The sequence below is a fragment of the Acinetobacter sp. Ac_5812 genome, from assembly GCF_013072695.1.
GTDB lineage: Bacteria > Pseudomonadota > Gammaproteobacteria > Pseudomonadales > Moraxellaceae > Acinetobacter.
Window position 1 is genome coordinate 1,037,637 of the sequence record NZ_LXUK01000022.1, and the last position, 15,037, is coordinate 1,052,673.

The 15,037-nt window shown below is 40.7% G+C and carries 13 protein-coding genes; all 13 read right to left on the reverse strand.

Annotation, left to right across the window (positions count from 1 at the left end; genetic code table 11):
* Positions 1-31: 31 nt before the first annotated feature.
* On the reverse strand, positions 32-949 hold the full coding sequence (locus A7P55_RS18425; protein WP_171553234.1) for a hypothetical protein: 918 nt from the start codon (positions 947-949) through the stop codon (positions 32-34).
* Positions 950-976: 27 nt separating this feature from the next.
* Positions 977-2,101: a toxic anion resistance protein gene (locus A7P55_RS18430; protein ID WP_171553235.1), complete on the reverse strand. Its 1,125-nt coding sequence runs from the start codon at positions 2,099-2,101 to the stop codon at positions 977-979.
* A 12-nt stretch (positions 2,102-2,113) separates the two neighbouring features.
* On the reverse strand, positions 2,114-2,890 hold the full coding sequence (locus A7P55_RS18435) for a tellurium resistance protein (RefSeq protein WP_171553236.1): 777 nt from the start codon (positions 2,888-2,890) through the stop codon (positions 2,114-2,116).
* 172 nt (positions 2,891-3,062) lie between these two features.
* Entirely contained in the window at positions 3,063-4,055 is a 993-nt protein-coding gene (locus tag A7P55_RS18440) for a putative solute-binding protein (protein ID WP_171553237.1), read from the reverse strand.
* 197 nt (positions 4,056-4,252) lie between these two features.
* Positions 4,253-4,678, reverse strand: coding sequence for a PaaI family thioesterase (locus tag A7P55_RS18445; RefSeq protein ID WP_171553238.1), 426 nt, complete (start codon positions 4,676-4,678; stop codon positions 4,253-4,255).
* Between the two features lie 64 nt (positions 4,679-4,742).
* Positions 4,743-5,726 carry a fatty acid desaturase family protein gene (locus tag A7P55_RS18450; RefSeq protein ID WP_171553239.1) on the reverse strand — a complete coding sequence of 328 codons (984 nt, stop codon included), beginning with the start codon at positions 5,724-5,726 and terminating at the stop codon, positions 4,743-4,745.
* A 119-nt stretch (positions 5,727-5,845) separates the two neighbouring features.
* Positions 5,846-6,643: a PaaX family transcriptional regulator C-terminal domain-containing protein gene (locus A7P55_RS18455; protein WP_171553240.1), complete on the reverse strand. Its 798-nt coding sequence runs from the start codon at positions 6,641-6,643 to the stop codon at positions 5,846-5,848.
* A gap of 99 nt (positions 6,644-6,742) precedes the next feature.
* Entirely contained in the window at positions 6,743-7,543 is an 801-nt protein-coding gene (locus A7P55_RS18460; protein WP_171553241.1) for an undecaprenyl-diphosphate phosphatase, read from the reverse strand.
* 128 nt (positions 7,544-7,671) lie between these two features.
* Positions 7,672-9,561, reverse strand: a complete 1,890-nt coding sequence (locus A7P55_RS18465) for a M48 family metalloprotease (RefSeq protein ID WP_171553242.1) — start codon at positions 9,559-9,561, stop codon at positions 7,672-7,674.
* Between the two features lie 102 nt (positions 9,562-9,663).
* On the reverse strand, positions 9,664-11,202 hold the full coding sequence (purF, locus tag A7P55_RS18470) for an amidophosphoribosyltransferase (protein WP_171553243.1): 1,539 nt from the start codon (positions 11,200-11,202) through the stop codon (positions 9,664-9,666).
* 24 nt (positions 11,203-11,226) lie between these two features.
* On the reverse strand, positions 11,227-11,820 hold the full coding sequence (locus tag A7P55_RS18475) for a CvpA family protein (RefSeq protein ID WP_171553244.1): 594 nt from the start codon (positions 11,818-11,820) through the stop codon (positions 11,227-11,229).
* Between the two features lies 1 nt (position 11,821).
* Positions 11,822-12,829 carry a quinone-dependent dihydroorotate dehydrogenase gene (locus A7P55_RS18480; protein ID WP_171553245.1) on the reverse strand — a complete coding sequence of 336 codons (1,008 nt, stop codon included), beginning with the start codon at positions 12,827-12,829 and terminating at the stop codon, positions 11,822-11,824.
* Between the two features lie 261 nt (positions 12,830-13,090).
* A partial coding sequence (locus A7P55_RS22830; protein ID WP_171553246.1) for a YadA-like family protein occupies positions 13,091-15,037 on the reverse strand: 1,947 nt, incomplete at its 5' end.

The window sequence follows — 15,037 nt, forward strand, 5'->3', positions numbered from 1 at the left end:
ATTATTTTAATCGGATAAACCGAACTTAAAATTAAGAGACATCCAGTTTCTGGCTAATCCGCACACGACGATTTTTCAAATGTTTAGCGAGTACATATAAAATTGTGCTTAAAGCAACAGCCAATACAATCAAGCCCCATAAAATTACATTCACAATCTGAGAAATACGTTCGGCTTGTTGTGCTCGCAGATCTAAAGGCTGCGTGATTGAAGTGATACTCTTACCATATAGTTGTTGCTGCATGACCCACAGCTGTTCAGGTTTAAAGTCATACGCTTTAAATTGAGCTGGGTTGGTTTTTTCTGCACTAATTAATTGATTCACGTAGATATTAGCAGTCTTGCGATCCAGAGGTTGATGCAATAAAGCCACTTGAGCCAAGACATAGGCTTTTTCAGTCGAAGAAATATTGGCCTGCTGTAAATCTTGAGCAATCTGACTTTCAACAATATTGTTTTGATAGCTCATCCATTGTTGATAAGCCTGCTTAGTTTCATCTTTCCAGTCATACTGGACGTAGGTCAGACCTGACCAAAGCAAAATAAACGAAATCACCCACGCCAGAATACGTTGTGTCCATGCCTGAAAACGTTGCTGAAAAAGTTTAAATTTCTTCGCCCAGCTGACCAGTAAAAAAGCACCAATAAATGAGACAAAGAGTTTAAGAAACAACCAGCCAAACCATGATAATAAATTAAAAAGATAATCAACAGGTTGCTTAAAAGGAACAAGATCCTGCACATGATAAGGCAAATCTAAAGCCTGTACATGTACAGAAAGATCAAAAAAACGATAGATAAATTCTGTTTGCAAAAACAGACCAGCGATTGTAACAACGACCAATGTACTGGTCAGAAAAAACCAGATCATTAAATTGCGTTGACGTTTTTTTAACACATCTAAACGCTGGTCAATCGGTTGTACACTAAAATCGTCTATGGGTGACAATGATCTTTCCTTCAAAAATTAGCAGTATCAAGATTTAGGTGGTTGGCTATTCTCAAGCACCAAATGATTCAAACTCTCTTGCAAAGCACGTAAACGGGTTGTTGCTTCGGCACGCTTTTGCATCCCTTCTTTCTGAATCTGAATCACATCATTTACTGTTTTAATGAGGGTGTTTTGTACATGTTCAAGGGTTTCAACATCAATCACGGAACGCTGATTGGCTTTAGCTGTATCAACTGAGTTTTGATGCAACAACTCAGCATTACGACGTAATAATTCATTGGTGGTATCATCAATGGCCTTGGCAAGCTGAACACTATTCTTTTGTTCTTGCAGCGAAATTGCCAAGCTAATTTGATTCTTCCAAGCTGGTAATGTGATGTTTTTTATCGCATAAAACTTATCCACCAACATTAAATTATTCGACTGGATAATCCGAATCATCGGCAAAGTCTGCATCGCAGATTGTTGTAAAACCTGCAAATCACTCACTCGTTTTTCAAGGTTATTGGCTAAGTGGTTCAGATCATAAATCTGTTGAGTAGTCTGTTGATCTTGTTCCTGACTTGTCAGAGCTGTGATTTGCTGTTGAATATCCTGCTGCTTCAACTGACCCCCAGCAATATAAACCCCTAATTGCTTATATTCATCTTGAACCGCATCAAACATTTTATCCAACGTCCCAACCCGTGCTTTCAAGCCAGATTGTGAGCTTTCAATTTCTTTCACCAACACATCAATCTGCTCTTTGGTGGTATTAAAATGCTGATCAAAATTTTGCTTGGCACCCTTAAACTTGCTCAGCAACCCCCCCAAAAAACCAGAACTTTTAGACTTATTTAAAATACTTGACGTATTTAACTGCTGAGCAACTTGCACCACTTCATTGAGTTTTTGTCCAGTTGCATCAAGGTCTTTGTTCTGTACCAGATTCAATAATTCATCAGTATAGGTTGAGGTTTTATTGGCAATATTTTTCCCATATTCTGCAACAGCAGTGGTACTGATATCAGCCAGTTCTTTATGCGCATCCATCACTTCAGCAAAATCTTGAGGCTGTAGACCTAAGTCTTTTAAGTTCAACTGCTCAAAACGCTGCTCTGGCTTAATTTCAAGCTCATGAGATACCTTACTCAGCTCTGAATCTGACATCATATTTCCCTCTTATTTCTGTAATGATTTTTTCAAATTTTGGATTAAATCTTCGCGGCTTTTATCCAACCGTTCAATCGTCGCAGTCGAATTGGATTCCCGACTTTGCTTTAAATGATATTGCCATGCTGGAATCAACACCTGTTGGGCCTCTTTAAAACGATCAAGCAAGCTAAAAGATAAATGCTGTGAAAGCTGCATCTGTTTAATTGCAATATCATTACTGGTCTGTAAGGTTTGTAAAGTATTTACCTTTTTAGATAAACGCTCCACAAAATGATCCAGCACTTGCTGCTTACTAAACTGAGGATACTCAATCAAGAATTGATCGGCTGCCTGAATATAAGCAGCCATCTGCTCTCTTAAACCCAATACCTGCTGTAGACGCGATTGTGATTTTTGGATTTCGATCTGCAAACGTTGACTCAAATAATTCGCTTCATTAATCAAACGATCTAAATCTTTAACATATTTCACTTGCCCAGCATCATATTCAATATCAATGCCCAACCACCTTTGCAGTGCATTAAAACGGCGTGTGCCTAAAAATTTTTTGGATAAAGACAACTGCTGAATAATTTGAGTGATCACTTCGCTGAGCTGCTGATTCAACTTAGGATCGCCCCCATTCAGCAAGACACTTTGTGCTTGAACCAAATGATCTGCATAATGACTTAAACGATGCGGATCGTTCAATAAAGGTAATAAATCATTACGCTTGATCGCTAAAATATGCTCTTGATTTGATTCAATTTGCGATAAGGGTGTTAAGTCGAGCGGTATCGTCATAAAAGTAAGAAACAGTCAGAACAAATGAATTTGAACAGATTTAGTTTTAGCATGTTCTTACTATTTCGCATACTTAAATGTTGTTATGATTTTTAAAATATAGTGTCGCTTTAGTGACTAAAAACCCTCTAAATTACAATCAATAAAGAGGGTTCATCAATCAAATCATGCGTTACTCATCATTGAGAGCACATTCAAAGTTATTTGGATTTTGTTTGCAGCGAACTTTTTTCAAGAAGTTCATCATTTTCGGATCATAAATTCCTGCTTTAGTGAGTGAGATACGTGCTTCACGCATCATCTTCATATAGTTGACTTGTTCTTCAGGTGGAATAATCATCCAATATTTGGTTGGAATTTCTTTTTCGTATTTTGAAATTATATTAAAAGTACGACCCAGTTGCCCCGCTACCCATTCACGCGATTTCTGCCCAAACCCATCTGGAAATTTATCCTTTCGAATAATGAAGTTTGCCGAAATTTGCGTCAGTGGAAATTTGACAATTCCACCTTTATCACCGAGCCCCTTATAAAGCTCAAAAGGCTTATAGGCAACAATTGGCGCAGGAACAATATCAATTTGATGATTATTAAATTTTGCCCCTGCATTGGTCACATCAACTGAAACAGCTTGTGCACCAATTTGTGCAACCAATTTCGGTTGAGCTTCATCATAAGCAAATACACCAACTTTCTTACCTGCAGCCTTAGCCAAAGTATTTATATTACGATCAGCAACAAACAAATACGCAGGACCAATCGTTCCAAGACCCGCAATTTCATAAGGGCCATTGATCATACTTTTTGCCGCTTGAGGCTTAGAGAGCAATTGATAAGCAAGAATTGCCGTTTTCAAATCAGTTAAAGCGCCAACAGCATCAAGTGAACCGACATATTTATTGAATTGTCGACCACGCAATCCACTGATAATTGCACCATCACATTGCCCTACTTTTAAATCTTCAGCTGCAACACGCTCATCGACATAGGCACGCAAATCAATCTCGGCGCCCCACTTTTTTGCTTCTAATGCATAATCTTTTGCCAGTGCAAATGCATCACCCGATTTACCAACTGGATCAAATACACAAACCGTTTGCTTCGCCTGCGTTGTTACAGCGAATCCGAATAATGCCAAAGCAATTAAACTATTTTTAATTATCATCTCTTTCTTCCCGATAAGATTTATTCCTTTTATCACAACCGATTCGTGGTGATTATCCTATGACGAGATTTGCTTTTTTCATGTATTTGCAGTCAATCAACTTTTAAAGGCATTTACTTAAAGGATTTTCAATAGAAGATAATTTTCACTTAAAGACAATATGAATCCTATCTAGGTGAAAATTACGCCAGTCGTTCTTATTCATCTTTCTGTTGCGGTGGTAGCGCATAAGTCCCAATCACATGCGCAACAGGTTCTTCATCATCCAGCGAATATAGCCAGACTTCTCCTGTGACCAAGGTTTTACCCACTTTAATCAATTTACATACTGCGCGAATATCTCGATTGCCATTTGGTTTACGAAAGAAATTGATGGTCATATTGGTGGTCACTGCCATCGCAACCAAACCTAAATGTCCCATGATGGCAATATAAAGCACATAGTCAGCAATCAGCATTAATGTTGGACCAGAGACTGTTTGACCAGGACGTAAATCCCTTGCATCGACACGGTACAATAGCTGTGCACCTTTTGGGGTAATGTCTTCAATCACACTTTTCTTGAGCGCCTGTGGAAATTCTTGCGCCAAGAATCCCATGATTTCCTCTTTCGTAGCCGCCATGCATCACTCCAATTGTTTATGTTATAGCTCTTCAGGTTTATAACTAAAATCCAAAATTCATTGTTTAATCTGCTTTATCTGATAGTTCATTCAATACTTGCCAATACGTCGGTGGCGCAGCTACATGACCACGTTCTCGTAGCATCTGGTGCATTCTTGGTAGTTTAAAATAAGGGACCGCGGCCATCAAATGATGTTCTTTATGATAGTTGACATTGATCGGTGCAACCAAAGCTCGCGCTAAATAACCTGCTTTGGTGGTCCGAGTATTGGTCAACGCGCTATTGCTAGTCTCCATTCCTGCATGCTCCGCCATTGAACGGACTCTGAGGAATAAAGGAAATGGGGTCAAATAAGCCACAACCCATAGTACATAAAGTTTAGGATGCCCCGCTGCCCATAAAGCTGAAAATAGAGCAGCGTTAGTTGCAATTGCACCGCCACTATTTTTTAGGAAGGCTTTGGGATAATCACTCCAGTGTTTGCCTTCCTGAGAAATCCAGCGACGATCATTTGATACCGTCCACTCCATTTTCTCAATATCCATCAACACCCGACCAACTGCAAACTTAAATCCAGTTACACCCGATAAGTCGCGCATAAACTTACGCATTAACGATTTTTTCGAGGTTGGAAAACCAGCCACTAGCGATAAATCAGGATCATCGACGGTAGAGGTTTTACTATGATGACGCATATGATGAGCACGATATTTATGTAGATCATTCCAAATCGGACGCGCACACAACCAATCCGTCAAGGTATCATTCAACCATTTGGTTTTAAATAAACTTTGATGGGAAGCATCATGCATGATAATTGCGAGTGCCAGCTGGCGACCTGCCAAAATGACTAAGGCAGCAATACACATAAGTAATTTACCCCAAGCAGGTAAATACTCCCAAGAACTGGCCACAGCTGCAAAAGTTCCACCAATGACTGCCCATGTCGAAAGTACAGCCCAACTGCCATGAGCATCAGATTTTGCAGTTAACTCGGTAATTTCTTCTCGTGAGAATAAATCACTAATCGCTACACGTGTATTCATATCCCTATCCTGTATTTGTTTTATTTTAAAACTACAAAATTTATATTTTTATTTTAAATTAAGTAATATTTCTGTCAATAAATTAAAATTTAAATTATTGTAATATTTGTAATGAACATTTACTCGATACTGCTTTCATAAAACTTCTGCCAAGCATCCAAACCGGTTTGATCCAGCTGTTGCACGCTTTGCGCAAATTGCTCCCGCAGCTGCACATCAACAAAACCTTCTGGCAACAATGGATCATTCATAAGTAAGGAAATGGTTTGTCGTCCCAATAATAAAGATTCTCTCGCTGCGTCTTCCAAACTGAGCTGATCAACAGTTGACAACCACTGTTGAATCATTTGGCTGTATTTTTGGTAGTTTTGATTCAGCGTTTGTATAGACCAAAGCTCAACAATCGTAGTCAACGTTTCGTTATCAAAATGGTTAATTTGGCAAAACTTTGCGCTACTTTCTAAACCAGAAGCTTTTAATTCTGTAATCAGCTGATCAAAACTAATCACTAAATTATCAGGACGGATATAAATACCTTGCTCTAATTCTTTAAAACCAAAATGCTTGAGTGCTCTTTCACGACGATTTAATGCAGTACGATCAACGCGTCCTAATTCACCTGTAAAAACGGCTAAATATTGCTGATTCCATACTTTGGTTTGTTTAAGTCCATGCTTACGATTGAGCATAACATCTGCCCATTCATGCGATTGAACCGTAAATTGATAGACGCCACGTTCAATAGCTTCAATCACGCTATCACTGGATAACCGTGTCACAGCAACCCGAATACTGTTTTCACTGATTTCAAAAAGCCGCGCTGCAATAATGATTTGTTTAATTGAAATCGCTCGACCCTGAAGTCCTAACAGCAAATCAATAATTAAGTCTCGAGCATTCATTTTTGCTATTGTCATCGTGCTATGAACCAGATCAGAAGGATTTAAAATAAAGAATGGGGATTTTAACTGAGAATCTCCCTTTTCGCAGTTGCCAAAAGGGAGATGTTTTTATTTTTATAAAAAGACAAATAACAGAATAATACCAAGCACAATACGGTACCAAGCAAATACTCGTAAAGTATGGCGTTCCACAAATTTCACTAAGGCACTAACCACTAACAGCGCTGAAAAAAATGCTGCCACAAAACCAACGCCAATATTCAACATGTTATCTTGCGTCAATACGTCCGCATTGCGTGCCAAATCAAATACCGCAGCGCCCAACATGGTTGGCATTGCCAAGAAGAACGAAAACTCTGTAGCTGCTTTACGGGACAGCCCAGAGAACATCCCACCGACGATGGTCGCACCTGAACGTGAAGTCCCTGGAATCATCGCAACACACTGCGCACAACCCACCAAGAAGGCTTGCTTATAAGTGATCTTGGTCGCATCTGTGGTTTTATGATCAAAATTCTTAGACTCGACCCAGAAGATAATCAAACCGCCCACAATTAAAGCAACGGCAACGACAAGCGGGCTAAACAAGACACTCTTAATGAAATCGACCGCAAAAATACCAATCACGACTGCTGGAATAAAAGCGAGTAAGACACTAAAGGCAAAGTGCCGTGCTTCAGCATCTCCACTAAAGAGACCTTTGACCAAGTCAAAAATCTTTTGACGATACAACCAGCACACAGCCAAAATCGCACCAAGCTGAATAACAACTTCAAAAACACGACCATCATCTGAATGAAAGTCGATCATATGACCAAATAAAATCAAATGACCTGTGCTTGAAATGGGCAAGAATTCGGTAAGACCCTCAATAAAACCTAAAAACAAGGCTTTTAAAATTTCAATATGTTCCATAACTTACTCAAAAGAACGTAATAGCAGAATAAAAATAAACGGCAAGCTTAACCTGAAATGTCATCATTTTATGTGATTGTCACGTAATCTTTTAGCAAAAAATATTCAGATAAAAGCCTGAATTTCTGTTAAATAATCATCAAACTATTTTTCTTCTGCATCTGTTCAACCACTTCATGGGTATCAAAGCCTAAACGCCAATACAGAAGCCCTAAAACATCTAATTCGTCTTGGGTAATAATCCGATCATTCCAGAGACATCGCTCAGCTATCGACAAGATATTGAGGCGGTCACGTAACAACAAACCCGAGACATCATTTAGGATTTCAGCCAAATCCAATGGCTCATCTGAAATATCGGCATAAATTTGCATTTCATCTTCCGTTAACAACATTTGTAAGATGCGTTCACGCACTTCTAACTGGTTCGGACTATTGATCTGCTGTACATGTAATAAAGCATCAATCAAATGCACAATCTGGGATTTCACGTCTTCAAATGCTGTAGGCAAATGAGCTGGCATTAAATTCAGTTCTTGTTTTACTCGCTCAAGTAATAATGCATCGAGTAAACCCACTTCCCCATCTTCTTGAATAATGCAAGCCAGTTTGGTTAAGAATTGACGTGCGATACTGGTCGGCATATGCCCAATATTTTTACAAGCATCATGGAAAATCTGCACATGAATACGACCATCCAAATTCAATAAAGCATCGACAATCGCATGGCTGACCGGTGCTTCTTGTGGAATAAATTCGCGATACTGACGAATCATCAGAATCGCAACCATCACCTCACGCGAACCCGTTGCAGTCTGCATGGCTCGCTGAATCAATTCAGGTCGCTTTTTATTTTTACGCACTTCGGGATTGAGCGGTTTTATTGCATCATTGAGTGCAAAACTAATCGGTGATAAACGCAATAAAGGTAATGGCTGTGGCGAACTCCATGGCATAGTGAGCTCAGCACTTTCTTCCTCTAATGAACGGAATAAGCTGAACAATGGTCTATTACGAAGCTTACGTAGATTTTCTAATTGTAGATCTTGCAACAACGTTGGATTTAATTCATAAATTCGTTCTTTAATACTGGGATGAATATTCATCCAGCTCTGTGGACTCAGCGAGTTCGCAAAGCACATATGCGAAATCGACTCAGAATAAGCACTATGAATCTGCGACCCCGAGTGATGCACATAAATCCGTAACAAGGTTTGAATATTGGCATTATTGTTCATCAAGCACATAGTCTTGAGATCATTACGAAAGGTGCGACCACTCAAGGTTAAATATTTAATACAACGCGTAATTAAAATACCCAAACTGCCGATCAGCCAAATTACCCCACCAATCGCAACAAAGATGGTCTCAAACTTATTTCGATAAGTCGTTGCATAGGGATTATAACCCGCTTGGGCAAGCTTACTGCCCCATTGGCTAAAAGTAGTTAAACCACTATATAGAATTTTTAGCTTGGTATTTTCAACAGCCTCACCCGATAGAATCTGATTAAACTCATAACTGAGTAAGCCATAAAGTTCAAGTTCATCCAGATTTTGTAATGCACCCCAAGTCAAAATAATCACAATATCCTGTGATCTAAACCCTGCAGTTAAAGCATTCACCCCAACTTCATCGGGGAGTACATAGACCGCTGGCGTATCTATATCAAAACTCTTGGCGACCTGTTCTACAACTTTTAAGGCGGTACTTTCTTCTGGCGTGCTTTCATCGAACACCAAACGTCTTGCTTTTAGCTGCTTTGCCAGCGAGTGACCACCTTCCCTCAGCACATAAAGTTCAGCACCCACGGACCAGAATAAGACCAAAATAAGCAAGCCGATAAAATACGGGCTAAGTACATGCCACCAAATCGGCTGGGTATAATCAAAGAAATGAACGACCAAACCCAAAATTAAATTGAGAATAAAGACGGTTAATAACATTGCGATAAGACAGAAACTGACTGACCATGCAATATTTTTATTTTCAATTAAATAATGGCTCATTTCTTTCAATGTAAGTTTTCCTGATTACATTGTTTCAGTTAGGGTTTCCGTACCCACTATCATAAAATAAAAAAGCGGGAAATTCCCGCTTTTCTATAGATTAAGATGAGATTACTCTTCTTTGATCCCAGTTAAGTCAACTGATGCGGCATCGATATTCACATCGATATAGCCATCTGATTTACTTTTCGCAGCGTCACTACGTTTTTGCTCAAGTGCATCCAGATATGCCTTATCAATACCACCCGCGACATAGACACCATCAAACACCGAACAATCAAATTCAGTTAAATCTGGTACTTTGCTGGTACGAACCGCATTTTTCAAATCCTCCAAATCTTGGAAAATTAAACGGTCTGCACCAATGTTTTCAAGGATTTCTTCGACTGTACGACCTGACGCGATCAGCTCAGCCTTCGCTGGCATATCAATACCATACACATTTGGATATTTCACCATTGGTGCGGCAGAAGCAAAGAATACTTTCTTCGCACCTGAATCACGTGCCATCTGGATAATTTCATTACAGGTGGTACCACGGACAATTGAGTCATCGACCAATAGAACATTCTTGTCTTTAAACTCAAGTTCTACAGGGTTCAATTTCTGACGAACTGATTTTTTACGTTGTTGCTGGCCTGGCATAATGAAGGTACGTCCGATATAACGGTTTTTCATAAAACCTTCACGGAATTTCACACCTAAAATATTTGCCAGTTCTAATGCAGAGGTACGGCTGGTATCCGGAATTGGGATCACAACATCAATATCATGCTGCTCACCCCATTCTTTCAAGATTTTATACGCCAGTTTTTCACCCATTTTTAAACGGGCTTTATAGACTGAAATTCCGTCAATAATGGCATCTGGACGAGCAAAATACACATATTCAAAAATACATGGACGATATTCAGGATTCACAGCACATTGCTTGGTAAACAACTGCCCCTCTGAATCAATAAAAATCGCTTCGCCTGGTGCAATATCACGTTCAACTTTAAAACCAAGTGCCGTAATCGCAACTGATTCAGAGGCAATAATATATTCAACACCCTGTTCAGTTTCGCGAGAACCATAAACCAAAGGACGAATCCCATTTGGATCACGGAAACCAACTAAGCCATGACCTGTGATCATTGCCACAACACCATAAGCACCTTTACAGCGTTCATGCACGCGAGATACGGTGTTGAAAATATCATCTGGGCTTGGGTTTAAGGTTCCGATCTTCTGTAACTCATGTGCAAACACATTGAGTAAAACTTCAGAGTCAGAATCAGTGTTCATATGACGTAAATCTGTTTTAAACAGGTCATCATGAATTTCGGCAGCGTTGGTCAAGTTCCCATTATGCGCAAGGGTAATGCCATAGGGTGAGTTCACATAAAATGGTTGCGCTTCAGCACTGCTTGATGAACCAGCCGTTGGGTAGCGAACATGTCCGATCCCGTAGTTACCAAGCAACGCACGCATATGACGCGTATGGAATACATCACGTACCATACCGTTATCTTTGCGGAGGAATAAACGCCCTTGATGGCAGGTTACGATCCCTGCAGCATCTTGTCCTCGATGTTGCAGCATCGTTAAGGCATCAAATAACATTTGGTTCACTGGTGATTTACCGGCTATCCCAACAACTCCACACATAGCAACCTCGCGACAAGCTAGCGATTAATAAAAAGGATTTTTCGTCGAATGATCAGAACGCTCATCCACTGAAGCACGTTCTGATTGGTCCATTTCAGTCGAAGGGCGATGTAATAACGCGCCTTCTGATGTCATTTGATTTAAAGCTTGATTTGCTGCATCTTTGGACAATTCGCTTGCCAAAGGTGCATAAGGTAATAAAATTTGTACAAATTTAGATTGTTTCCAGTGCGGTGAACTCTCAACCCAAGGCCCTAAACCTTGCATTGTGATCAGTACAATCAACAGTCCTTTGAGAGAACCAAATGCACCACCTGCTAAACGATTTAATGGGCCCAATTTCAAACTTTTCAAGAGCCCATTGAGTAATGCAGACACAATCCATGTACACACCACAATGATCAATACAATAAAGGCAAAGGCTGCAATTTTTTGCACAACAGGGTCTTGGCTTAGACTGCTCATTGCAGGTGCCAACACCACAGCGTATTTTGCCCCAACGATCAATGCGAATATCCATCCGATCAAGTTCGCAAAGGCTTTGATAAATCCTTGACGCAAACCGTTCAGCCCTCCAATGAGCAAAATGACCAGAATGATGATATCAAGTGTGTTCATTTCACACAGTCATCGCATTAACACAATCTTTCACAAGTGTTGGGCCGGTATAAATCAACCCGCTATAAACTTGTACCAAGCTCGCTCCAGCTTGTTGTTTGGCAACCGCTTGTTCACCAGACAAAATACCACCGACACCAATCAATGGAATTTGACCCGCCAATACTTTGGCAAATTGACCTAAACATTCGGTACTTTTTTCAAATACGGGTGCACCTGACAAACCACCTGCCTCGTTTCCATTTGGCAAGTTTTCAACACCTTCACGCCCTAACGTCGTATTCGTTACGATTAGGCCATCAACTTTGAATTGCAATAATTGTGCTGCAATGAATTGAATATCTTCTGAAGTTAAATCTGGTGCAACTTTAAGAACGAGAGGAACATAATGATTATATTGATTTGCCAGTTCGAGTTGGCGATCTTTTAAAATTTGTAACAACTCAGTGAGCGCATCACCACTTTGCAAACTACGTAAATTTTTGGTATTTGGCGACGAAATATTAACAGTAATATAAGAAGCGTAATTATAAACTTTTTCTAGGCAAATCAAATAGTCAGATACTGCATCTTCAACAGGTGTATCCGCATTTTTACCGATATTGATCCCTAAAACACCTTTAAATTTTGAAGCTTTTACATTTTCAATCAGTTTATCCACGCCATCATTATTAAAACCCATGCGGTTAATAATGGCTTTTGCTTGAGGGATACGAAATAAACGTGGTTGAGGATTACCTGCTTGTGGACGTGGAGTAATGGTTCCAATCTCGATAAAACCAAAACCGAGTGCCGCTAAAGCGTCAATATGTGCACCATTTTTATCTAGACCAGCAGCAAGACCCACAGGATTTGGAAACTCAATTCCCATACAGGTCACAGGTTTTGCTGCAACTTTCTGATGCATAAAGCCAATTTTATGGGCTTTATCGAGCATAGCGAGAGTCAGTTCATGTGCACGCTCTGGTGCTAAAGTAAACAACAAAGGGCGAGCCAATGAATATAACATACCAATCACAGTCTACTGATTTTCAAGTAGGCACATTATAGGCATAGCCGTATCAAAACGCTATGCCTGACATAGGGTTATTTTGTAGAGTGCTTGCTCTTATGATTCATGATTAGGCAACTTTATGAATTTCTGATGACCAACTGTCAACTTTTGAATTAATTTTGAAGGCCATAATACTTAGATCATAAAAAAAGTAGATGCTCTTATTCAGACACACCTACTTCTACTTCATAATTAGCAACTAAGCTAAGTCTTCAATTATTTCCAAGAATATGAAACACCTGCACCTACAGCAGCAGTATTCCCACTACTAAAACCACTTGAAAATGCACCTTTAATCGCAACACCATTGTCAAAATAATGACTTGCACCAACTGCAATTGCAGACTGACTATCATAATAGCCCATACCCACACCAACAGATGAAGCACCTTGTTCAGCAGGCATTGGTATATTGGTCATTGCACTAATACCTGCGATACCCTGCGCTGCGATCTCGCGATTCTTGCGAACATCTTGACTGGTTTGATCAACACGTTTAGACACATCTCTAAAGCTATTTTCAAGATCAGTTACTTTGGTATCGGTATATGCTTTTGCATCAGATAAAACTTTCGCATCGGCGGTCTTATACTCTTGACGCATCACGGTCTCACGTTCATTGGTATAAGTTTTAGCATTACTTAAAGTTGTTTTATCTGCTGCATCTGCGTGAGCTTTGGCATCATCCAACACTTTGGCATCCGCGGTAATATAATCTTTACGGATACTCACTTCACGTTCATCAGTATAGGACTTCGCACTATTTAAGGTTGCTTTATCACCAGTGTCAGCATAAGTCTTCGCTTCAGCTAATGTCTGAACATCAGCATCTTTCATTTGTTTTAAATTCACAGCATCTGTATCAGCCGTACCTGCCGCTACATCTATTATCTGGCGTTCTTTATTCACTGCTCCAACGGAAACAGTATTATCTCGGTCTGATGCAGAATTATTCCCTAAGACCACTGAATTTTTCGCTGAGGTATTAACGTTATTACCGACAACAAAAGTATTATCACCTGTAATGGTATTGTCATTACCAATTGCATAGCTACCATTCGCTTGAACCACATTTGGATCACCAAATGCTCCTGAACGATTGCCTTCCACTTTATTTCCTTTACCAATAACAGTATTTGCTTCTCCCTTAGCTGAAGCACCAGCACCAATCACAGTGTTATCAGCACCATTGGCATTTGTACCATCACCAAGCGCAATTGCTCCGCTACCCGTTGCTTTGGCTCCTGAAGTTGCACTATTCGCTTTAGCATCAAGGAACGGATTTTTCCCACCTTGCTCTGCCAACCATTCTTGCTCCGTTCCTGTAAAGCCATTATCTACAGCGATATCAAAAGCACTCTTACCTGTAGCACCAACATCGCCTTTGTCACCTTTATCGCCTTGAACACCTTGGGTTCCTTGAGCACCGGTATCACCTTTTACACCTTGAGCACCCGTTGCACCGACATCGCCTTTGTCACCCTTATCCCCTTGGACACCTTGAGTTCCTTGAGCACCTTGTGCTCCCGTAGCACCGACATCACCTTTGTCACCCTTATCGCCTTGGACACCTTGGGTTCCTTGAGCACCTTGCGCCCCTGTAGCACCGGTATCACCTTTCACGCCCTGAGCACCTGTCGCACCGACATCGCCTTTGTCACCCTTATCCCCTTGGACACCTTGAGTTCCTTGAGCACCTTGTGCTCCCGTAGCACCGACATCACCTTTGTCACCCTTATCGCCTTGGACACCTTGGGTTCCTTGAGCACCTTGCGCCCCTGTAGCACCGGTATCACCTTTTACACCTTGAGCACCTTGCGCTCCTGTAGCACCAGTATCGCCTTTCACGCCCTGAGCACCTGTTGCGCCTAGATCACCTTTGTCACCCTTATCGCCTTGGACACCTTGGGTTCCTTGAGCACCTTGCGCTCCTGTAGCACCAGTATCGCCTTTCACGCCCTGAGCCCCTGTCGCACCGACATCACCTTTGTCACCCTTATCGCCTTGGACACCTTGGGTTCCTTGAGCACCTTGCGCTCCTGTAGCACCAGTATCACCTTTGACGCCCTGAGCACCTGTTGCGCCTAGATCACCTTTGTCACCCTTATCGCCTTGGACACCTTGGGTTCCTTGAGCACCTTGCGCTCCTGTAGCACCAGTATC

Excerpts from the sequence above, each read along its gene's own strand:
- A7P55_RS18430 (WP_171553235.1), bottom strand. The coding sequence starts at position 2,101 with ATGTCAGATTCAGAGCTGAGTAAGGTATCTCATGAGCTTGAAATTAAG.
- A7P55_RS18435 (WP_171553236.1), bottom strand. The coding sequence starts at position 2,890 with ATGACGATACCGCTCGACTTAACACCCTTATCGCAAATTGAATCAAAT.
- A7P55_RS18440 (WP_171553237.1), bottom strand. The coding sequence starts at position 4,055 with ATGATAATTAAAAATAGTTTAATTGCTTTGGCATTATTCGGATTCGCT.
- A7P55_RS18445 (WP_171553238.1), bottom strand. The coding sequence starts at position 4,678 with ATGGCGGCTACGAAAGAGGAAATCATGGGATTCTTGGCGCAAGAATTT.
- A7P55_RS18450 (WP_171553239.1), bottom strand. The coding sequence starts at position 5,726 with ATGAATACACGTGTAGCGATTAGTGATTTATTCTCACGAGAAGAAATT.
- A7P55_RS18455 (WP_171553240.1), bottom strand. The coding sequence starts at position 6,643 with ATGACAATAGCAAAAATGAATGCTCGAGACTTAATTATTGATTTGCTG.
- A7P55_RS18460 (WP_171553241.1), bottom strand. The coding sequence starts at position 7,543 with ATGGAACATATTGAAATTTTAAAAGCCTTGTTTTTAGGTTTTATTGAG.
- purF (WP_171553243.1), bottom strand. The coding sequence starts at position 11,202 with ATGTGTGGAGTTGTTGGGATAGCCGGTAAATCACCAGTGAACCAAATG.
- A7P55_RS18475 (WP_171553244.1), bottom strand. The coding sequence starts at position 11,820 with ATGAACACACTTGATATCATCATTCTGGTCATTTTGCTCATTGGAGGG.
- A7P55_RS18480 (WP_171553245.1), bottom strand. The coding sequence starts at position 12,829 with ATGTTATATTCATTGGCTCGCCCTTTGTTGTTTACTTTAGCACCAGAG.